This is a genomic window from Streptomyces pacificus (assembly GCF_011766325.1).
GTDB classification, from domain to species: domain Bacteria; phylum Actinomycetota; class Actinomycetes; order Streptomycetales; family Streptomycetaceae; genus Streptomyces; species Streptomyces pacificus.
On sequence record NZ_BLLG01000003.1, the window covers coordinates 343159 to 363230 of the forward strand.

Here is a 20072-nt window from a genome sequence, read left to right on the forward strand (position 1 = left end):
ATCAGCTACCTTTCCACCAAACGTTTGTTAGGTGACTGTTCGTCAGGAAGGTAGCAGCCGATGGAGCTGGACGGGAGGGTCGCCGTCGTCACCGGAGGAACCCGGGGTGTCGGCGCGGGCATCGCGCGGGCGTTCCTGGCGGCCGGGGCGGACGTCGTCGTCTGCGCCCGCAGACCACCGGACGCGCCCGTCGGGTCGGCCGGGCGCACGGCCCGGTTCCTGCCCGTCGACCTGCGGGACCCGGCGGCGGCCGAGGACCTCTTCGCCCGGGTCGCCCACCGCCACGGCCGGCTCGACGTCCTGGTCAACAACGCGGGAGGAACGCCGCACCGGCTGCTGCGCGACGGCGGCCCGGCGCGCCACGCGCGGGTCCTGGAACTGAACCTGACGGCGCCGCTGACCGCCTCGCTCGCCGCCCACGACCTGCTGCACGCGTCCCGCGGATGCGTCGTGATGGTCGGCAGTGTGAGCGGGACCCGGCCGTCACCCGGGACGGCCGCCTACGCGGCGGCCAAGGCGGGGCTGGAGAGCCTGGCCCGGACCATGGCGGTGGAGTGGGCGCCCGAGGTGCGGGTCAACACGATCGTGCCCGGCATGGTCCGCACGGAGCTGTCGCACCTCCACTACGGCGACGAACACGGCGTCGCGGCGGTGGGCCGCACCGTGCCGCTGGGCCGCATCGCGGAGCCGGACGAGATCGGCGACGCGGCGGTGTTCCTCGCGTCCGGGCGGGCCGCCTACATCAGCGGGGCGTCCCTGCTGGTGCACGGGGGCGGGGAGCGACCCGCGTACCTCGGCGCCGCGGCGGCGGACCGGGATGCGGCGGCGGCGGACCGGGGTGCGGCGGCGGACCGGGATGCGACCGCCGGCGCGGTCGAGGCTCCCCCCGGTGCGCCGGCCGGCACCCCCACGGGCACCACCGACCACGAGGAGGGCTGAGATGAACGCACACGGCGGGATCTGCCGGGGCCGGGTGGTGGCCGTGACGGGCGCGGGCCGGGGACTGGGGCGTGCCCATGCGCTGGCGTTCGCGGCGGAGGGCGCACGGGTCGTCGTCAACGATCTGGGCGTCGGGCCGGACGGTTCGCCCGGCGGGCCCGGCCCGGCCGACCGGGTCGTCGGGGAGATCCGCGCCCGGGGCGGCGAGGCGGTGGCCCACGCGGACGACGTGGCCTCGTCCGGGGGTGCCGCCTCGCTGGTGGCGACGGCACTCGGCTCCTTCGGGCGGCTCGACACGCTCGTCAACAACGCGGGGTTCCTGCGTGACCGGATGCTGGTCAACCTCGATGAGGACGACTGGGACGCCGTGGTGCGGGTCCATCTGAAGGGGCACTTCCTGCCGTTGAAGCACGCGGCGGCGCACTGGCGGGCCGAGGCGCGCGCGGGGCGCCGCCCGGCGGCCCGCGTCGTCACCACCTCCAGCGGCGCCGGCCTGCTGGGCTCGGTCGGGCAGGGCAACTACAGCGCGGCCAAGGCCGGTGTGGTCGGCCTGACCCTGGTCGCATCGGCGGAACTCTCCCGCTACGGCGTCCAGGTCAACGCGATCGCCCCGGCCGCCCGGACGCGCATGACGGAGCGGACCTTCGCCGCGGCGATGGCGGCGCCTCAGGACCCGGGAGCCTTCGACGCGATGGCGCCGGAGAACGTGTCACCCCTGGTGGTGTGGCTGGGCTCGGCGGCGTCCCAGGGCGTGACCGGCCGGGTGTTCGAGGTGGAGGCGGGCCGCATCACGGTGATGGAGGGCTGGCGCCGGGGCCCCACGGCCGACCGCGGCGCCCGCTTCACCGCCGCGGAGGCGGGGGAGACGGCCCGGCGGCTCCTGGCGGAGGCGGCGGGGCCGCTCCCGGTGTACGGGGCGGGGTGACCGGGGCCCCTGCGGTCCGCCGGCCTGCATGACCGCGACCTCGGTGGCGTCGCCCTGCACCACCGGCCAAGCCCTGCAGAAGACCCCTCAGGTGTCGCATTCGAGAACGGTCCGGCACAGCCCGCACCGCGCCCGTACCCGGCCCCGCACCGGCACCCGGATCCGCTGGTGGCAGGTGGGGCAGGGGAACGACACCCGCAGCCCGCCGCCCGGCGCGTGCTCGAAGGCGTACGAGGATTCGTGCCCCGGCCGTACCGGGTCCGGATGGTCCACCGCGTACCGCCGGTCCTTGGCGTAGCGCCGCCGCCCGTTCCACCCCGCCGCCGACAGCGGGGGCCGCCGGCGGTCCCGCAGCGCCCGGGCCCTGCCCTCGGTGTACGCGTCGTAGCCCTGCGGGCTGGTGAACCAGACCGACGGGTCCTCGCCGAAGACCAGTGCGCGTCCGGCCAGGACGTAGCCGAATTCCTCCGGGGTGAGATAGCCCAGTTTCTGGCTCGAAACCTCGTCCTCGCGGTAGGCGTCGAGCAGCAGCCAGCCCGCCCCGAGATACGTCGCCACCGTGTCGGTGAGGATCTCGTTGTCCCGCAGCCCGTGGAACTCCAACCCCAGACGGTGCAGCAGCACATGCGTGATCTCGTGCGCGAGGGCCGCTCCGATGTCGCGGCGATGGCGGCGGAACCGCTCGTTGAGTTCGATGAAGTACTCCGGTCCCGCGGTGAGCTCGACGCTCGCGGCGTGGCGCATCTCGCGGAAGCCCACGATCATCCGGGCGTCCGGCAGCCGCAGCTGACGCACCAGCGCACGGGCCACCCGCTGCGCCCCCAGATGGAGGTCCTCGCCCTCGGCGAAGGCGACGTCGGCGGGCGGGACGCTGCTCCCGTAGGCGCGCAGACCGTCGTACGGGAGTCGTCTGTGCAGCGCCGTGATCGCGGTCCGCACCGTGTCGAGATGCGGGAAGCCGTGCACGACCTCGCTTCCGTTCGCCATGCCGGAACCCCCTGTGGGTGCTTCTCCCGGCCGGTCCGCCGCGGGTCGGGGGACGGGCCGGACCCTGCCGACTCTACGGTGTGCGGAGGTGTCCCGACGGTCGTCCGCAGCGCTGCGGCGGGGCCGTATCCGGCTGACGTGTGCTCCTTGCGGGCGCGAGGGGCGCTGCCCACCGCAGAGTTGACAGGCCCATGCCGCTACCCATGGCGCGGGCCGTGCCGCGCACACGCGCTGCCACCGTTATGTGCGGGGCGCCGGCCTCCCGTACCACCCGGTGCGCCGATGTGAGCGCGCTCCGGCCTCCCGCGCGACCCGGTGTGCGCCCCATGGAGCGCATCCGCCCCGGCATCCGCCCCGGCATCCGCCCTGCATGCGCCCCCGCGGGACCGCGGCGCCCCGGGCGGCCGGAGCGGCCGCCCGGCGGATCCCGGGAGCCGCCGGCCGCCCCTGACCGCGCCTGATCGCGTCTGACCGCCCCCTCCGGTCGACGTAAGCTCCCACTCCATGACCACCAGCGAGACGAGCGGCACCGACGACTCCGTCCTGGCCGAACTCACCAGGCTCCGCGAGAGCATCGACAACATCGACGCGGCCGTCGTCCATATGCTCGCCGAGCGCTTCAAATGCACCCAGCAGGTCGGCCACCTCAAGGCCGAACACCACCTCCCGCCCGCCGACCCGGCCCGCGAAGCCCGCCAGATCGCCCGGCTCAGGCAGCTCGCCGAGAACGCCAGACTCGACCCCGGCTTCGCCGAGAAGCTGCTGAACTTCATCATCGCCGAGGTCATCCGCCACCACGAGCGGATCGCCGACGCACCCGGCACCACCGGCAGGGGCTGACCAATCCGGATACCCCCGTGTACGGGACCGGGGCCATCGGGCAGCATGGCCCCCATGCCCGTACTCACGCACGACGAAGCGCAGACCCGAGCCCAGCTGCTGGACGTCCGCCGATACTCGGTCGAACTCGACCTCACCACCGACGGGACCTTCCAGTCGAGCACCGTGATCGGGTTCACGGCCCGCGCCGCCGGCGACACCTTCGTGGAGCTCAAACCGGCCGTCCTGCGCTCCGCCACCCTCGACGGGCGGCGCCTCGACCCCGAGCGGCTCGACGGCAACCGGCTTCCACTCACCGGCCTTGCCGAGGGCGAGCACGAGCTGCGCATCGAGGCCGCCATGCACTACTCCCGCACCGGCGAGGGCATGCACCGCTTCACCGACCCGGCGGACGGCGAGACCTACGTCTACACCCAGCTCTTCCTGGACGACGTGCAGCGCGTGTTCGCCGCCTTCGACCAGCCCGACCTCAAGGCGGTCTTCGCACTGTCGGTGACCGCGCCCGAGGGCTGGACCGTCCTCGCCAACGGCGTCACCACCCACCACGGCGACGGCCGCTGGAGCGCCGCCCCCACCCCCCGCATCCCCACCTACCTCGTCGCCGTCGCCGCCGGATCCTGGCACTCCGTCCGCACCGAGCACCGCGGCCTGCCCTTCGGCATCCACTGCCGCCGGTCCCTCGCCCGCCACCTCGACGAGGACGCCGACGAAATCCTCGACATCACCCGGCAGTGCTTCGACCGCTACCACGAGAAGTTCGAAGAGCCCTACCCCTTCGACTCCTACGACCAGGCCTTCGTACCCGAGTTCAACGCCAGCGCCATGGAGAACCCCGGTCTCGTCACCTTCCGCGACGAGTTCGTCTACCGCTCCGCGGTCACCGACACCGAACGCCAGACCCGCGCCATAGTCATCGCCCACGAGATGGCCCACATGTGGTTCGGCGACCTCGTCACCCTCCGCTGGTGGGACGACATCTGGCTGAACGAGTCCTTCGCCGAGTACATGGGCTACCAGACCCTGACCGAGGCCACCCGCTTCACCGACACCTGGACCGACTTCGGTATCGGCCGCAAGTCCTGGGGCTACGACGCCGACCAGCGCCCCTCCACCCACCCCGTGGCCCCCGACCAGGACAAGGTCCCCGACACCGCCTCCGCACTGCTCAACTTCGACGGGATCTCCTACGCCAAGGGCGCCTCCGCGCTCCGCCAACTCGTCGCCTGGCTCGGCGAGAAGGACTTCCTCGCCGGCATCAACGTCCACTTCGCGCGCCACCGCTTCGGCAACGCCACCCTCGCCGACTTCATCGACTCCCTCGCCGAGGCCACCGACCGCGATGTGCACACCTGGGCCGCCGCCTGGCTCCGTACCACCGGCGTCGACACCCTCACCCCGCGGATCACCGCCCAGTCCGGCGCCTGGCGCCTCGACATCGACCGCGACGGCGGCCGCCCGCACCGCATAGCGGTCGGCAGCTACGACCGCGACCCCGTCGACGGCCGCGCGCTCGTCCTGCGCGAACGCTTCGAGGCCGATGTCCCCCAAGGCCCGGACGGCATCGTGCGCACCGGCCGCCGCCCCGACCTCGTCGTCCTCAACGACGGCGACCTCGGCTACGCCAAGATCAGGCTCGACGCGCGGTCCGCCGAACGGGCGTTGCGCAGCCTCTCCGGCATCCCCGACCCGCTCACCCGCGCCGTCGTCTGGAACAGCCTCCGCGACACGGTCCGCGACGGCGGTCTCGAACCCGCCGCCTATCTCGAGACCGCCCGCGCACACCTCCCGCACGAGCACGACCTCGCCATCGTCCAGGGCGTCCTGGCCTTCGCCCGCACCCAGATCGCCGACCGCTACCTCCCCCCCGGGGACCGCCCCGCCGCGCTCGCCCTGCTCACCGACCTCAGCCGCGACCTCATCCGCCGCACCGAGGACGGCAGCCACCCCGGCCTGCGCCTCACCGCCGTACGCCACCTCGTCGACGCCGCCGCCCACCCCAACGGGCTGCACGACTGGCTCGCCGACGGCAGCGTGCCCGGCGGGCCCGCCCTCGACGCCGAGCTGCGCTGGCGCGTCCTCGGCCGGCTCGCGGTCCTCGGCGCCACCGACGACGCCGGGATCGCGGCCGAACTCGACCGCGACCCCAGCGCCACCGGGCAGGAGGGCGCGGCCCGCTGCCGGGCCGCGCTGCCCACCCCGGAGGCCAAGGCCGCTGCGTGGTCCCGGCTCTTCGAGGCGGACGACCTGTCCAACTACCTCTTCGCCGCCACGGCGCAGGGCTTCTGGCAGCCCGAACAGGCCGAACTGGTCGGCGGGTACGTGCCGCTCTTCTACCCGGCGGCCGTCGCCCTCGCGAACCGGCGCGGTCCCGCGATCGCGGAGGCGGCCGGACGCCACGCCTTCCCGCTCCACGCCGTGGACGCGGAAACCCTCCGCCTCGGCGAGGAATGCCTGCGCGACACCGAGATGACCCCCCTCATGCGGCGCAAACTGGTCGATCAACTGGACGACCTGCGCAGGGCACTGCGGGTGCGCGGCGCGTAGGGCGGCGGCCCCGCCGCCGCCCCCCGCGCGGCGGTGCCGGGGACCCTGCGGCCCGTGCGGTGCCTGTCCGGCCGGGGGGCTCCGGTCCCGCTCCGGTGCCGCCCGGCCGGGGCCCGTGTCCGGTGCGGTCGGGGTGTCCGGTGCGGTCGGGGTCCATCCGGTGCGGGGCCGCCTGGCGTGTGCCCAGGTGGCCAGTGCTCATGCGGCCAGTGCCTGCGGGGCAGGGACCAGTCGGCCAGCACCCATGTCATCCGGGCCCATCTGACCCGGGCCCATGTCATCCGGGCCCATGTCATCCGGGCCCCTGCGGCGGCGTCCATCCGGTGTGAGCCCGTCCGGCGCCACGCCCCCTCGCGGCAGGGGGCGCGCACCGCTTTCGGGTCCGGATCGTTGAACTCTGCGGACAGTCCACCCCGACCCCGTACACCCTGGCGGGAGGAGCCTCAGCGCCCCCAGGGCCGACGCCGACGTCCCCGGAGGTCCCCTCATGACCACGCCGCCGCGTACGACGTCGAGCCCCACGACCGGAGGCGACCTCCCCCCGCTCGCCGGAGGAAGCGGAGGGCCCGACGCGCTGCGGCCCCTCCTCGACGTCGTCCTGGACGCACTCCGCACGGGGGCCCTCGCGCGCGGCGGGCCGCTGCCGCCCGGCGGCCCCCGACACCTCGACCGCTCCGTCGCGGAGACCGTCGCCCCCGTGATCCCCGACCGCGGCCGCGGCGCCCGGGAAGCGCTCCGCAGCCTCGTCGAGGCCTTCGCGTACGGCGCGGCGGACCCCGCCCACCCGCGCTGCGCCGGGCACCTCCACACTCCGCCCCTGGCGCTCGCCGTCGCCGCCGACCTCGCCGCGTCCGCGCTCAACCCGTCCCTGGACTCCTGGGACCAGGCACCCGCCGCCTCCGCGCTGGAGGCGGAGGTGAGCCGTGCCCTGGCCGCCGAGGTGTTTCCGCGAGCCGCCCGCCCCGACGCCCTGGTCACCACCGGAGGCACCGAGGCCAACCAACTCGCCGTCCTCCTCGCCCGCGAGCAGCACGGACCGGTCCGGATCGTGTGCGGCGCCAACATCCACCACTCCGTGCGCCGCTCCGCCTGGCTCCTCGGGCTCCCCGAGCCCGTCACCGTACCCGCCCCGGACGGCACCACCGACCTCGCCGCCCTCGACGGCGCCCTCACCGCCCTGCACGACGGCCCCGTGCTCGTCACGGCCACCGCTGGCACGACCGACGCCGGGCTCATCGACCCCCTCGACGGCATCGCGGACCTCTGCGAACGCCACGGCGCCGCACTGCACATCGACGCCGCCTACGGCGGGCCGCTGCTGTTCAGCCACTGCCACCGGAACCTGCTCCGCGGTCTGGACCGCGCCCACTCCGTCACCCTCGACCTGCACAAACTGGGCTGGCAACCGGTCGCCGCCGGCATCCTCGCCGTCCCCGGCAGCGCCCGGCTCGCACCGCTCGCCCACACCGCGGACTATCTGAACCCCGACGACGACACCGAGGCCGGGCTGCCCGACCTCCTCGGCCGCTCACCGAGGACGACCCGCCGACCCGACATCCTCAAGGTCGCCGTGACCCTCCGGGCCCTCGGCCGCGACGGCCTGGGGGACCTCGTCGACCGCACCCTGGCCGCCGCCCGGGACTGCGCCGACCTGATCGGGGGGCGCCCCGGCCTGGAACTCCACCGCAGACCCGTACTGTCCACGGTCCTCTTCCGGCCCCGCGGCGCGAGCGACACCGCCGTCGCAGGCCTGCGCCGCCGGCTCCTGTACGACGGCCGCGCCGTCCTCGGCCGCGCCCACGCGGACGGCAGGCTCTGGCTCAAGGCCACCCTGCTCAACCCCCACACCACCGCGGACGACCTCGACACCCTCATCGCACTCGTGGAAGGCAGCAGCACCCGATGACCGGTACCCCCGCCCCCCGGACCGACCAGCCCCACGACCTCGTCGGCATCGGCATCGGGCCCTTCAACCTCTCCCTCGCCGCCCTCGCCCACGGACTGCGGACCGGGAGCACCGCCGACGCTCTCGCCACCGCCTTCTACGAGCAGCGCCCCGCGTTCCACTGGCACGCCGGACTGCTCATCGACGGCACCACCCTCCAGGTCCCCTTCCTCGCCGACCTCGTCACCCTCGCCGACCCCACCAGCCCCTGGTCCTTCCTCGGCTATCTCAAGGACCACGACCGGCTCTTCCCCTTCTACTTCGCCGAGCGGTTCCACATCGAACGAGCCGAGTACGACGCCTACTGCCGCTGGGTCAGCGAACGCCTGCCAGGACTCCACTTCGGGCACCAGGTCGACGCCGTCCGCTGGAACCCGGAACACTCCCTGTTCGAGGTCGACTTCACCCGGCTCGACCCGGAGGGAGGAGCCCGCTCACCGGGCCTCGCCCGCACCCGGCACATCGCCGTCGGCATCGGCACCGAGCCCCATGTGCCCGAACCGCTGCAGCCCCTGGTCGACGCCCCCGGAGTGCTCGTGATCCACTCCGCCGACTACCTGCAGCACCGCGAACAGCTCCTCGCCGCCGGGCACATCACCGTCATCGGCTCCGGCCAGTCGGGCGCCGAGGTCTTCCTCGACGTACTGCGCTCCCGGCCTGCCGGAGCCGAACAGGTCCACTGGCTGGCCCGCACCGAGGCGTTCGCACCCATGGAGTACTCCAAGCTCGGGCTGGAGCATTTCACCCCCGACTACGTCCACTACTTCCACGCCCTGCCGGAACCGGCGCGGGACGACCTCCTCGCGCGGCAGTGGCAACTCCACAAGGGCATCGGCGCCGGCACCATCGCCGCCATCCACGACGAGCTGTACCGGCGCAGCCTGCACGGCGGCTGGCCCGACGCCGTCCTCGCCCCCGGCGTGCGGGTCCGCACCGCCGGCCGGGTCGCCACCACCAGGGTCGAACTGCACCTGGAGCACTTCCGGCAGGGCGTCCGCTCGCAGCTCATCACCGACGCCGTCGTCCTCGCCACCGGCTACCGCGAACGCCCCCTCGACCGGGTCCTCGTCGGCCTCGACCCGTACCTGCGACGCGACGCCGCCGGAAGGCCCCGCATCGACGCGCACTTCCGGCTCGTGATGGACCCCGCGGTCACCGGATCCGTGTATGTGCAGAACGCGGACCGGCACACCCACGGGGTGGGCGCACCCGACCTCGGACTGGCCGCCTGGCGCAGCGCGACCATCCTCAACTCCCTGACCGGCAAGGAGCCCTACCCGCTGCCCCGCCGCTCCGCCTTCACCAGCTTCGGACTCCAACGGTGCGCGGCGCCCGGCATCCCCGGCCAGGTGCCCCGACTGACCCCGCTCGAGGAACGCTGCTGAGGCGCGTCCCGCAGATCCCTCCCGGCCCGGCCGTGACGCCGCCGGTCCGCCCGGACAGGCCCCACACGGCACCGGACCCGGTTTCGGGGCACGCCCTAGAAGACCGGAGTACCGTCCCGGGTCAGCCTCCAGCTCACCGACGCGAACGACGCCGGGTCCACGGTGCCCTTCGCCCGCACCCACTGGATGATCGTGTTGCGGATCTCGTCCGAGTTCGACCACAGCTGCTCGGCGTGGGCGACATGCGGGAAGGCACCGCCGCCGGCGGCCCGGTAGTTGTTCACCGCGAGCACGAACCGCGCCTCCGAGTCGATCGGCTCGCCCTGGAAGGACAGGTGCGTGATCCGCGACCCGGCCGGCCTCGCGATGTCGATCTCGTACGTCAGGCCCGACACCGCGTCGTAGTTGTAGTCCGGTATGCCGTCGGCGTTCGTCAGCTTCGCCGTGTCCACCGGCGACCCGGCCGGTGTCTGCACGTAGTACCGCGCCGAGTACTCCAGATAGTCCTTCAGCTGGGCGCCGGTCATCAGCCGCGCCTCCAGCGTGTTCTCGAACGGATAGAGCCCGGCCGCGTCCCGGATCGTCACCTCTCCCGCCGGGATCGCCGCCGAGCGTGAGAAGCACGAAGCCTGCGACAGCACCGGCAGCGCCGCCCACTGCCCGCCCGCCAGCGCCTCCCGTACCGTCTCCGTCTGCACCTGGTTGATCAGGTCGATGATCGGCTCGTCCTGCCACGGCGCCTGGACCGTCGTCATCGCGGCCGTGGACGTGCCGATCACCTGGTTGACGTAGGCGACGACCTTCTCGTGCTCGTCCCCCAGCAGCCCGGTGATCCTCGGGTCCTCCCCGACCGTGTGGGAGTTGAGGACCTTCGCCCCCACCTCAGCCACCGTCCACCGGCCCCGCTCCCACACCAGGTCGAAGTCGAACAGGGTGAGTCGCTGGCCCCACTTCAGCGGCTCGGACAGCACCACCGGCGCGCCGGTCTGCCGGTTGGCGACCCGGTACTCGGCGATCTCCGTGTGCGCGTGCCCCACCAGGATCGCATCGATCCCCGGGACCTGCTCGGCCACCAGGGCTGCGGCGTTCTCGATGTACGGGAGCTGGTCACCGTACGAGGAGGTGCCGCTCGAACCCGAGTGCGCCGAGACGATCACCACGTCCGCGCCCATCGAACGGAGCCTGGGCACCCACTTCGCCGCCTGCTCCTCCAGTCCGGGGAAGACCATCTGCCCCGTGACGTGGGCCTTGTCCCAGATCGCGATGCCCGGGTTCGTCAGCCCCAGCACCGCCACCCGGACATCGCGGCCGTGCGGGGTGCGCAGCCGGTGCATGCTGTACGGCGGGAACGCCGGCTGCAGTGTCCTCGCGTCCAGGGCGTTGGCGCCCAGCAGCGGGAAGTCGCACTGCTCCTGGAACCTGCGCAGCACCGGGATGCCGTAGTTGAACTCGTGGTTGCCGAGTGCGGCCGCGTCGTAGCCGATGGCGTTCATCGCCTGCGCCATGGGGTGCACGGGCCCGCGGTGTGCGGTGATGGGGTCGATCTTGGCGTAGTAGTAGGACAGTTGTGTGCCCTGGATGGTGTCACCGGCGTCGATCAGCAGGGTGTTGCGGCGCCCCTTCTCCTCGCGCACCTGGTTCACCAGGGTGGAGATCTTGGCCAGGCCGACGTCGTTGTGGGCCTTGTCGTCGAACTCCCGATCGGTGAAGTAGTCCCAGTTGAAGACGTTCCCGTGCAGATCGGTGGTCCCCATCACGGTGAACGAGTACCGCTTGCGCCGATCCGGGCGGTCACGGGCCACGGCGGGGGCGGCAAGGCCGCCCGCCATCGCTGCCCCGGCCCCCGTCGCGGCCGAGCGGCCCAGGAACGTCCTGCGGTTGAGCGGCATGCGAACTCCCTCGTCCTGATGGTGCTACGCGCGTGGAACGACGCGCGTAGAGTCTGCCGTACGCAGCCCGGGGGCGAAAGTGCCGGAGGCCGGCCGACGTGCGGCGCGACGGGAAACGGCGCGCGCGGCCTGCCGGGACGGGTCCGCGTGCTCAGAAGAGCAGCCACCCGCACGATTCAATACCTGTCAATAGGGTTTCACTGAATGGTCGTTGGGCGGTCATGTCCAACCGATTCTCTACCGGTGGGTAAGACATAGGCTCGAGTCATGCGCCGAGCAAAGATCGTCTGCACACTGGGGCCCGCCACCGACTCATACGAGCAGATCAAGGCACTCGTGGACGCCGGAATGGACGTCGCCCGCCTGAACCTCAGCCACGGCACCCACGCCGATCACGAGCAGCGCTATCGGCATGTCCGCAAGGCCGCGGACGAAACCGGCCGCAGCGTCGGCGTCCTGGCAGATCTTCAGGGCCCGAAGATCCGTCTCGGACGATTCGCCGAAGGCCCTGTACTCCTTGAACACGGCGACCGATTCACCCTCACCACCGAACCCGTGGAAGGCGACCGCGAGATCTGCGGCACCAGCCATGCCGGCCTCGCCGAGGACGTCGCCGCGGGAGAGCGCATCCTCGTCGACGACGGACGCGTCTCGCTGGAGGTCACCGCGGTCGACGGCGCTCGCGTCCGCACCACCGTCGTCGAGGGCGGGGTGATCTCCGACCACAAGGGCCTCAACCTCCCCGGAGCCGCCGTCTCCGTCCCCGCGCTCTCCGGCAAGGACATCGACGACCTCCGCTGGGCGGTCAGAACCGGTGCCGACGTCATCGCGCTCTCCTTCGTCCGCAGCGGACGCGACATCGAGGACGTCCACCGCGTCATGGACGAGGAGGGGCGCCGCCTCCCCGTCATCGCGAAGATCGAGAAGCCTCAGGCCGTCGAAGGCATCGACGGCATCGTCGCCGCCTTCGACGGGATCATGGTCGCCCGCGGCGACCTCGGCGTCGAGATGCCCCTGGAGCGGGTCCCCCTGGTCCAGAAACACGCCATCACCCTGGCCCGGCGCAATGCCAAGCCCGTCATCGTCGCCACCCAGATGCTCGAGTCGATGATCGACAACTCCCGTCCCACCCGCGCCGAGGCCTCCGATGTCGCCAACGCCGTCATCGACGGCACCGACGCCGTGATGCTCTCCGGCGAGACCAGCATCGGGGCATACCCCGTCGAGACCGTCCGCACGATGGGCCGCATCGTCGAAGCCGCCGAGCAGGAGATCCTCGCCAAGGGCCTCCCCCCGCTGACGGAGCGCGGCAAACCCCGCACCCAGGGCGGTTCCGTCGCCCGCGCCGCCGCCGAGATCGGCGACTTCCTCGGTGCCCGGTTCCTCGTCGCCCTGACCCAGTCGGGCGACACCGTACGACGCCTCTCCCGCTACCGCTCACCCATCCCCCTGCTGGCCTTCACCCCCGACCCCGCCACCCGCTCCCAGCTCAGCCTCACCTGGGGTGTCGAGGCCTTCCTCGGCCCCCGCGTCGAATCGACCGACGCGATGGTCGCCCATGTCGACGGGGAACTCCTCCGCATCGGCCGCTGCCGGCCCGGCGACACCGTCGTCATCACCGCAGGGTCCCCGCCCGGAGTCGCCGGCTCCACCAACCTCGTACGCGTCCACCACATCGGCGAGGACGACATCCCGCGCACCTGACGGCGGCCGCTCCGCCGCGACCCGGTGTGCGACGCGGCGCCCCGCCGGACGCGGAACGCGCTCCGGTCGGCGGCGGCAGGGAGCGGCTTCACGTCGTCCTGCGGCGCCACAGCGTCTTCGCCGAACAGGTTTCCCGGTGCCCGTCGCCGCCGTTCGCGTGCTTCGGGGCCGATCGCGTTTCGGGACCGCTCAGTACTTGGGGCCGATATGCGCATCCATGAGCGCGACGGACTCCCGCCGGGCGACGGAGACCGTTACGGCAGCCCTGCTCTGACGGAGTGTCCGCCACGCCACGCCGAGCCCGTCGAGAGTGTCGGTGTAGAGCTGCACGATGTCGGTGGACGTGTTGGTGAAGAAGTAGCGCGGGTACTCGTAGCGCTTGCGTTCTCCCCCGACGACGCGGGTGGTCCAGTTGGTGACACGGCAGCCGTCGGAGTGGACTAGCCCTCGCACGAGTTCCCATGGACGAGTATCGACGATGCGCTGCTGCCAGTCCTCGAGGGCGATCGTGCGTCGGTGCTTCCTGCCGGGACCGTGCTGCGGAAAGAGGCACGTCCAATGCCGTCCGTAGCTCGTGACCATGACGCACCCCTGCTTCTGCAAGATGTACACCTTGTCCTCCGGCCGCACCGATGTGATCGCCGTGCGGCAGGCGTCGATCAGTCCTGGCCAGGCGTCGGCGCAGGCGATCCGCAGATGGTGGCCGCCGCGCGGGTGGGCACTGATGCATCCGTCGCCGAGGTACAGCCCGAGTAGGTAGGCGTAGGCGGCGGTATCCACGGGTTCCGTGGGCTGGGTCCGGCATCGCGGGCAGGGAGCCGCCCGGGGGAGTGGCTCGATCCGCACCTGCCAGGCGCGGATGGCGGCACGGGATATCCCCGTCTCCTTGCTGACGGAGTTCAGGCTGCGCCCCGTGGCAATCAGCGCCAGCGCCTGCTTGCGCACACCGATGTCGTACATGTGCACGAGATTGGCTCAGCGGGGCGGGCCGCGAGGGGCCTCGGCGTGCGCTTCACGAGGTTGGGTGATTTCTTCCAGATCGTATAGTGACCTTGGAAATGAAGGAAAAGTGCCCCGGGTCGGATTCGAACCGACACTGTATGGGTTTTGAATCCATTGCCTCATGCCAGTTGGGCTACCGGGGCTAGCAGAATCGAAGGTCTCCCCTGACCCTCTGCGCGTCCACCATACCGCAGCTAGGTAGGCTCATGGGCAGCAGCACCGGCCCCGCACCGAGGAGCTTCCGTGACCGCCCCCGAGTCGCCCCAGCCCGTCGCCGACGACGGCAACGCGTCGCACGTCCCGCCCATGACGACCCGTGTCGTCATCGCAGAGGACGAGGCCCTGATCCGCCTCGACCTGAAAGAGATGCTCGAGGAAGAGGGGTACACGGTCGTCGGCGAGGCCGGGGACGGGCAGCGGGCCGTCGAGCTGGCCCGCGAGCAGCGGCCGGATCTGGTGATCCTCGATGTGAAGATGCCGGTGCTCGACGGGATTTCCGCGGCCGAGAAGATCGCGGAGGAGTCCATCGCGCCGGTCCTGATGCTGACCGCGTTCTCCCAGCGCGATCTCGTCGAGCGCGCGCGGGACGCCGGGGCGATGGCGTACCTGGTGAAGCCGTTCAGCAAGAGCGACGTGGTGCCGGCCATCGAGATGGCGGTGTCGCGGTTCGCCGAGCTGCGTGCGCTGGAGAAGGAGGTCGCGGATCTCGCCCAGCGGCTGGAGACGCGGAAGCTGGTGGACCGGGCGAAGAGCGTGCTGCAGACGCAGTACGGGCTGACCGAGCCGGCCGCGTTCCGGTGGATCCAGAAGACGTCGATGGACCGCCGGCTGTCGATGCAGCAGGTCGCGGAGGCGGTCATCGAGGACGCCGAGGAGAAGAAGGCGGCCAGGGGCCAGGACGGGCAGTAGTCGTCGGGGCTGTCGGGGCGCGCATCCGCGGCCTCCGGTCACTCGCGGCCGGGGTGGTGGACCGAGGAGGCCCGCACCCCGCGGTTCGCCGGGTGCGGGCCTCCGGTGTTCCCGGTGCGGGTCAGTCCTCGCCGAGGTAGGCCTTGCGGACGGACTCGTCGTGCAGCAGGTCCTGTCCGCTGCCGGAGAGGACGACCTTGCCGATCTCCATGACATGGCCGTGGTCGGCCAGGGAGAGCGCGGCCTGGGCGTTCTGCTCGACGAGCAGGATGGTGGTGCCCTGGGCCTTGAGTTCCGCGATGGTGGCCATGATCTTCTGCATCATGATCGGTGAGAGGCCCATGGAGGGCTCGTCGAGCATGAGCAGCTTCGGCTGGGACATCAGGGCCCGGCCCATGGCGAGCATCTGCTGCTCGCCGCCGGAGAGCGTACCGGCCGCCTGCCTTCTGCGCTCCCCCAGGATGGGGAAGAGGTCGTAGGCCCGCTGGACGTCCTTGGCGATGCCCTCCCTGTCGTTGCGCAGGAAGGCACCGAGGAGGAGGTTGTCCTCGATCGTCATGCGCGGGAAGATGTGCCGGCCCTCGGGGGAGTGGGCGAGCCCGAGCGAGACGATCTGGTGCGCGGGGACCTTGCGCAGTGACCTGCCGTTGAACTTGATCTGTCCGCCGACGGGCTTGAGGAGCCCGGAGATCGTGCGCAGGGTCGTGGTCTTGCCGGCTCCGTTGGTGCCGATGAGGGTGACGACCTCGCCCGCTTCGACCTTGAACGAGATGCCCTTGACGGCCTCGATCTTGCCGTAGGCGATGCGCAGGTCCTCGACTTCGAGAAGTGCGGTCATCAGTCGTTCTCCTTGCGGGTGCCGGAGCCTTGGGCGGTGCCGGTGCCGGTGCCGCCGGTCGCTTCCGGCGCGCCGGCCCGCGGCGCGGCCGCGGTGTCGTCGGGCCGGGCGGCCCCGCCGTCGCTGCCGCCGTCCCCCCTGCCGTCATCGGGCCTGTCACCCTCGGGGCCGTCGGGGGCTTCGCCCCGGTCGGCGGTTTCGGGCCGGTCGGCGGTTTCGGGCCGGGCGGCGGGTGCGCCGGTGGCCCTGTGTGGACTGCTGCTCGAAGCTCCTTCCGGATCTCCTTCCGGGGTGCCGTCGGCCGGGCCGTTCGGGGCGCCGTCCGCGGACAGGTGGGTCCGTTCGGCCGCCTGCTCCTGCTCCTGCTCCGACTCCTGCTCCGACTCCGAACCCGATTCCGGCTCCGGCCCGGCCCGGTCGGGTTCCGTTCCGGTCCGTTCGGCCGCCGCTTCCGCCGTGGTGGCTCCGGCGGCGGACTCGGCCCGGGCGACCTCCTCGGCCTCCTCGGCGCCCGGCGCGCCCTCGAAGGGCTCGCCCAGGTAGGCGGCGATGACACGTTCGTCGTTCTGCACGCTCTGGCTGTCGCCCTCGACGAGCTTTTCGCCCTGGACGAGTACGGCGACCCGGTCGCAGAGGTTCATGATGAAGCGCATGTCGTGCTCGATGACGAGGACGGCGATGCCCATGTCGCGGATGGCGAAGACCAGTTGCTCGGTGGCCCGGGTCTCCTGGGGGTTCATGCCGGCGGTGGGCTCGTCGAGGAGGAGCAGTCCTGGCTCGCTCGCGAGTGCCCGGGCGATCTCCAGCTTGCGCTGCTCACCGTAGGGCAGGTTGTGGGCGAGGTGCTCGGCCTTGCCGGCGAGGCCGACGAACTCGAGGAGTTCCATGGCCCTCTTCCGGGAGGCGGCTTCGGCCTTGTGGAATCGGGGGCCGCGCAGCAGGGCCGACCAGAGCCCTTCCCTGGTCCGGGTGTGCCGGCCGACCAGGACGTTCTCCAGCACCGTCATGTTGTTGAAGAGACGGATGTTCTGGAAGGTGCGGGCGATGCCGGCCGCGGTGACCTTGAAGGACTTCGGCGGCAGGACGGTGCCCTTGTACCGGACCTCGCCCTCGGTGGGGATGTAGAGCCCGGTGAGGCAGTTGAAGAACGTGGTCTTCCCGGCGCCGTTGGGGCCGATGAGACCGACGATCTCGCCGCTTCTGACGGTGAGGTCGACGGAGCGCACGGCCGTGAGGCCGCCGAAGCGCATCGTGACGCCCCGGGCGTCGAGGACCGTCTCCCCCTCGGGCGCGGGCGCGGGTGCCTTGGTGGTCGTGTCGGTGGTCATGTTCAGGCACCTGCCTTGGTGAGGGTGGCGGGCGCTTCCTCGTTCTCGTGGAACTCGAGCTGACGGCGGCGGTTGGGGATGAGGCCCTCGGGGCGGAAGCGCATCAGCAGCACGAGCGCGACTCCGAAGGCGAGCAGCTGGTAGTCGCCGAGGAACTGGAGCTTGTTGGGGATGAGGTAGAGCAGGGCGGCGCCCACGAGCGGGCCGGCCATGGTGCCCATGCCACCGAGGACGACGGCGGCCAGCAGGAACGCCGAGTTCGGTGGGACGGGCCAGGCGAAGAGGTACTGCTCCGGGGTCACGGTGTAGGTGACGTGGGCCTGGACGGTGCCGGCGAGGCCGGCGAGCGAGGCGCCGAGGGCGAAGGCGATCAGTTTGACGCGGAAGCCGTTGATGCCCATGGCGAGTGCCGCGGTCTCGTCCTCGCGGATGGCGACCCAGGCCCGGCCGATGCGGGAGTCGCCGCTGCGCCGGAAGACGAGGACGACCACGGCCATGATCAGGAGCATCAGGAAGAAGTAGTTGGCGAAGCGCCCGATGGTGAATCCGGCGATGGTGTGCTCGGCGCCGAAGTCGAACCCGAGGATGTCGAGGTTCGGGATGGACGCGATGCCGTTGGAGCCGTTGGTGATGTCGGGCCCGGAGGTGCCGTCGGTGTTCATCACGGTGATGCGGAAGATCTCGCCGAAGCCGAGGGTGACGATGGCGAGGTAGTCGCCGCGGAGCCGCAGTGTCGGGGCGCCGATGAGGACGCCGAAGACGAGGGAGGCGCCGGCCCCGACGAGGATGGCGGCCCAGAACGGGAAGTGGACGCCGAACGGTGATGTCGGGGCGCCGGACACGAGGGCGGCGGCGTAGGCGCCGACGCCGAGGAATGCGACGTAGCCGAGGTCGAGGAGCCCGGCGAGGCCGACCACGATGTTCAGCCCCAGGGCGACGGTGGCGAAGATCAGGATGTAGACGCCGATGGTCGCGAACTGGTCGTCGCTCTGGGTGAAGGGGAAGAGGGCGGCGGCGATGAACGCCCCGGCGATGGTGAGGTTCTGGTGCTTGCCGGTGAGCTGGGTGGCGCGCGCGATCAGCCCCGCCTTGCTGAGGGCGGCGAACCCGAAGCCGGAGGTGATGAGGAACCCGATGAAGAGTTCGTCGTACTCGGTGCCGATGCCGTAGGTGAAGACGCCGAGGGCGAGCGCGAGGACGCCGGTGATGATCAGGATCTCGAGGTACGACGGCAGGTTGCGCAGCGGGCTCGGCGTCCCGGTGGAGAGGGTCGCCCTGAACACGCTCCATCCGTTGGCCAGCTGGTGGGTGAACCGGTCCCAGCCGGTGTCCTCGGGGTCGGCGGGGTGCAGTTCGGGCCGGTCGAAGGGCAGGGCGAACGCGCCCACCAGCGCGGTGAGGGTGGCCGCGCCGGCGACGGCGCCGCCGGGTTCGAGGTTGATCGGGCCGCCGAGCTGGATGCTGATGGCGGCGATGGTGTACCAGGCGGTGCCGAAGGCGGCGAGGGCGGAGAGCCTGAGGGCGGCGTCGGTACCGGCCGGTGCGAGCCAGCGGGTGCCCTTGACCCCGTACGAGGCCAGGGCGAACAGCGTGGTGAGGGCACCGGCCACGAGGACCTGCCACTGGAGCCCGCCGGGGTAGCCGGGGATCGTGAGGTTTCCGGGGAAGGCGGCCGTCCAGGTCCAGGCGAGGAAGGAGCTGAGCACCGTCAGTCCGCCGCCGGCGGTGGCGAGTGCGCGTGCGGTGCGTTCGGGCAGCGGGATGAGGGCGGTGCGCCCGGCCGGCCGGCGGGTGTCGGCGGGGGCCGTGGTGCTGGTCTGTGTGGTCATGGTGCTCACGCCCTGTCCGCGACGCGCTCGCCCAGAAGGCCCTGGGGCCGGAAGAGGAGCACGAGGATGAGGAGTACGAAGGCCCAGACGTCGGCCCAGGACTGGCCGCCGAGCTGCTGCATGCCGGGGATGTGGTTGATGTAGGCGGTGGCCATGGTCTCGGCGGTGCCGAGCACCAGGCCGCCGATCATGGCGCCGTAGATGTTGCCGATGCCGCCGAGGACGGCGGCGGTGAAGGCCTTGAGTCCGAGGAGGAAGCCCATCTTGTAGTCGACGATGCCGTACTTGAGGCCGTAGGCGACCGCTCCGACCGCGGCGAACACGGCGCCGAGGGCGAACGCGATCACGATGATGCGGTCCGTGTTGACGCCCATGAGCTTGGCGGTGTCGGGGTCCTGGGCGGTGGCCTGCATACCGCGCCCGGTGCGGGTGCGGTTCACGAAGTAGGCCAGGACGGCCATGCAGACGGGGGCGGCGATCAGCAGGAAGACGTCGCCGGTCTGGATGGTGACGTTGCCGATGTGGAAGGGGCCGCCGGACAGCTGCGGGAAGGTACGCGCGGACTTGGCTTCCGGGTACCAGGCCCAGACCGCCTGCTGAAGGGCCAGGGAGAGCCCGATCGCGGTGATCAGGGGGGCCAGCCGGGGGCCGCCGCGCAGGGGCCGGTAGGCGAAGCGCTCCGCGCCGATGGCGACGGTGGTGGCGACCAGGACGGCGCCGATGATCATGAGTGGCAGGGCCACCCACATGGTGGTGCCACCGGGCAGGATCAGCCAGACGCTGAGGGCGCCGAAGCCCCCGGTCATGAAGATCTCGCCGTGGGCGAAGTTGATGAGCTGGACGATGCCGTAGACCATCGTGTAGCCAATGGCGACCAGCCCGTACATGGATCCCAGGAGCAGGCCGTTGACCAGCTGCTGCGGCAGTTCGTTCACCGCATTGTCCTCCGAGACTGTGGACGGTTGTGAGGCCGCGCGGGGCGCTGGGTGCAGCGCCCCGCGCGGCCAG

At 71.9% G+C, this 20072-nt stretch carries 14 protein-coding genes, 1 tRNA gene and 1 pseudogene; 8 read left to right on the top strand and 8 right to left on the bottom strand.

The window, feature by feature from the left end; genetic code table 11:
• Positions 1 to 60 precede the first annotated feature (60 nt).
• Together SCWH03_RS06635 and SCWH03_RS06640 are read left to right on the top strand one after the other, a co-directional pair.
• The gene (locus tag SCWH03_RS06635; protein ID WP_254076596.1) at positions 61 to 939 is read left to right on the top strand and encodes an SDR family oxidoreductase; all 879 of its coding nucleotides are present in this window, start codon (positions 61 to 63) and stop codon (positions 937 to 939) included.
• Between the two features lies 1 nt (position 940).
• On the top strand, positions 941 to 1864 hold the full coding sequence (locus SCWH03_RS06640; RefSeq protein WP_173263192.1) for an SDR family oxidoreductase: 924 nt from the start codon (positions 941 to 943) through the stop codon (positions 1862 to 1864).
• 87 nt (positions 1865 to 1951) lie between these two features.
• On the opposite strand, the gene SCWH03_RS06645 is transcribed toward SCWH03_RS06640, so the two are convergent.
• Positions 1952 to 2851, bottom strand: a complete 900-nt coding sequence (locus SCWH03_RS06645; protein ID WP_173263193.1) for a hypothetical protein — start codon at positions 2849 to 2851, stop codon at positions 1952 to 1954.
• A gap of 504 nt (positions 2852 to 3355) precedes the next feature.
• Here SCWH03_RS06645 and SCWH03_RS06650 point away from each other — a divergent pair.
• From SCWH03_RS06650 to SCWH03_RS06665, 4 genes are all read left to right on the top strand, one after another.
• Entirely contained in the window at positions 3356 to 3691 is a 336-nt protein-coding gene (locus SCWH03_RS06650; RefSeq protein WP_173263194.1) for a chorismate mutase, read from the top strand.
• A 45-nt stretch (positions 3692 to 3736) separates the two neighbouring features.
• The gene (gene pepN / locus SCWH03_RS06655) at positions 3737 to 6235 is read left to right on the top strand and encodes an aminopeptidase N (RefSeq protein ID WP_173263195.1); all 2499 of its coding nucleotides are present in this window, start codon (positions 3737 to 3739) and stop codon (positions 6233 to 6235) included.
• A 487-nt stretch (positions 6236 to 6722) separates the two neighbouring features.
• Positions 6723 to 8141 (top strand): pyridoxal phosphate-dependent decarboxylase family protein, encoded by a 1419-nt coding sequence (locus SCWH03_RS06660; RefSeq protein ID WP_173263196.1) that lies wholly within the window; start codon positions 6723 to 6725, stop codon positions 8139 to 8141.
• Positions 8138 to 9565 carry a lysine N(6)-hydroxylase/L-ornithine N(5)-oxygenase family protein gene (locus SCWH03_RS06665; RefSeq protein WP_173263197.1) on the top strand — a complete coding sequence of 476 codons (1428 nt, stop codon included), beginning with the start codon at positions 8138 to 8140 and terminating at the stop codon, positions 9563 to 9565. Before SCWH03_RS06660 ends, SCWH03_RS06665 begins: the two co-directional genes overlap by 4 nt.
• Before the next feature lie 95 nt (positions 9566 to 9660).
• Here SCWH03_RS06665 and SCWH03_RS06670 read toward each other — a convergent pair whose 3' ends face one another.
• Positions 9661 to 11454, bottom strand: coding sequence for a bifunctional metallophosphatase/5'-nucleotidase (locus SCWH03_RS06670; protein ID WP_173263198.1), 1794 nt, complete (start codon positions 11452 to 11454; stop codon positions 9661 to 9663).
• Between the two features lie 267 nt (positions 11455 to 11721).
• Between SCWH03_RS06670 and pyk the strand changes: the two genes are divergently transcribed.
• A complete protein-coding gene (pyk, locus tag SCWH03_RS06675) occupies positions 11722 to 13158 on the top strand; it encodes a pyruvate kinase (RefSeq protein WP_173263199.1) in 1437 nt (478 codons plus the stop codon).
• 189 nt (positions 13159 to 13347) lie between these two features.
• On the opposite strand, the gene SCWH03_RS06680 is transcribed toward pyk, so the two are convergent.
• Both SCWH03_RS06680 and SCWH03_RS06685 read right to left on the bottom strand, forming a co-directional pair.
• Positions 13348 to 14118, bottom strand: a complete 771-nt coding sequence (locus SCWH03_RS06680; RefSeq protein ID WP_173263200.1) for a transcriptional regulator — start codon at positions 14116 to 14118, stop codon at positions 13348 to 13350.
• A 110-nt stretch (positions 14119 to 14228) separates the two neighbouring features.
• Positions 14229 to 14303: transfer RNA gene (locus tag SCWH03_RS06685), tRNA-Leu, on the bottom strand.
• Positions 14304 to 14403: 100 nt separating this feature from the next.
• Between SCWH03_RS06685 and SCWH03_RS06690 the strand changes: the two genes are divergently transcribed.
• A complete protein-coding gene (locus SCWH03_RS06690; protein ID WP_173263201.1) occupies positions 14404 to 15069 on the top strand; it encodes an ANTAR domain-containing response regulator in 666 nt (221 codons plus the stop codon).
• 121 nt (positions 15070 to 15190) lie between these two features.
• Here SCWH03_RS06690 and SCWH03_RS06695 read toward each other — a convergent pair whose 3' ends face one another.
• The 4 genes and pseudogenes from SCWH03_RS06695 to SCWH03_RS06710 form a co-directional block, all read right to left on the bottom strand.
• Positions 15191 to 15907, bottom strand: a complete 717-nt coding sequence (locus tag SCWH03_RS06695) for an ABC transporter ATP-binding protein (RefSeq protein WP_173263202.1) — start codon at positions 15905 to 15907, stop codon at positions 15191 to 15193.
• Positions 15908 to 16332: 425 nt separating this feature from the next.
• Positions 16333 to 17235: pseudogene (locus SCWH03_RS06700) on the bottom strand (ABC transporter ATP-binding protein); the annotation flags it as partial.
• A 2-nt stretch (positions 17236 to 17237) separates the two neighbouring features.
• On the bottom strand, positions 17238 to 19064 hold the full coding sequence (locus SCWH03_RS06705; RefSeq protein ID WP_173263204.1) for a branched-chain amino acid ABC transporter permease: 1827 nt from the start codon (positions 19062 to 19064) through the stop codon (positions 17238 to 17240).
• 5 nt (positions 19065 to 19069) lie between these two features.
• Complete coding sequence (locus tag SCWH03_RS06710; protein WP_173263205.1) at positions 19070 to 19999, bottom strand: branched-chain amino acid ABC transporter permease; 930 nt, start codon at positions 19997 to 19999, stop codon at positions 19070 to 19072.
• Positions 20000 to 20072: the final 73 nt, after the last annotated feature.

What these genes read in the sequence shown, in the direction of transcription:
- SCWH03_RS06635 (WP_254076596.1), top strand. Translation starts at nt 61, where the DNA reads ATGGAGCTGGACGGGAGGGTCGCCGTCGTCACCGGAGGAACCCGGGGT.
- SCWH03_RS06640 (WP_173263192.1), top strand. Translation starts at nt 941, where the DNA reads ATGAACGCACACGGCGGGATCTGCCGGGGCCGGGTGGTGGCCGTGACG.
- SCWH03_RS06645 (WP_173263193.1), bottom strand. Translation starts at nt 2,851, where the DNA reads ATGGCGAACGGAAGCGAGGTCGTGCACGGCTTCCCGCATCTCGACACG.
- SCWH03_RS06650 (WP_173263194.1), top strand. Translation starts at nt 3,356, where the DNA reads ATGACCACCAGCGAGACGAGCGGCACCGACGACTCCGTCCTGGCCGAA.
- pepN (WP_173263195.1), top strand. Translation starts at nt 3,737, where the DNA reads ATGGCCCCCATGCCCGTACTCACGCACGACGAAGCGCAGACCCGAGCC.
- SCWH03_RS06660 (WP_173263196.1), top strand. Translation starts at nt 6,723, where the DNA reads ATGACCACGCCGCCGCGTACGACGTCGAGCCCCACGACCGGAGGCGAC.
- SCWH03_RS06665 (WP_173263197.1), top strand. Translation starts at nt 8,138, where the DNA reads ATGACCGGTACCCCCGCCCCCCGGACCGACCAGCCCCACGACCTCGTC.
- SCWH03_RS06670 (WP_173263198.1), bottom strand. Translation starts at nt 11,454, where the DNA reads ATGCCGCTCAACCGCAGGACGTTCCTGGGCCGCTCGGCCGCGACGGGG.
- pyk (WP_173263199.1), top strand. Translation starts at nt 11,722, where the DNA reads ATGCGCCGAGCAAAGATCGTCTGCACACTGGGGCCCGCCACCGACTCA.
- SCWH03_RS06680 (WP_173263200.1), bottom strand. Translation starts at nt 14,118, where the DNA reads ATGTACGACATCGGTGTGCGCAAGCAGGCGCTGGCGCTGATTGCCACG.
- SCWH03_RS06695 (WP_173263202.1), bottom strand. Translation starts at nt 15,907, where the DNA reads ATGACCGCACTTCTCGAAGTCGAGGACCTGCGCATCGCCTACGGCAAG.
- SCWH03_RS06705 (WP_173263204.1), bottom strand. Translation starts at nt 19,064, where the DNA reads ATGACCACACAGACCAGCACCACGGCCCCCGCCGACACCCGCCGGCCG.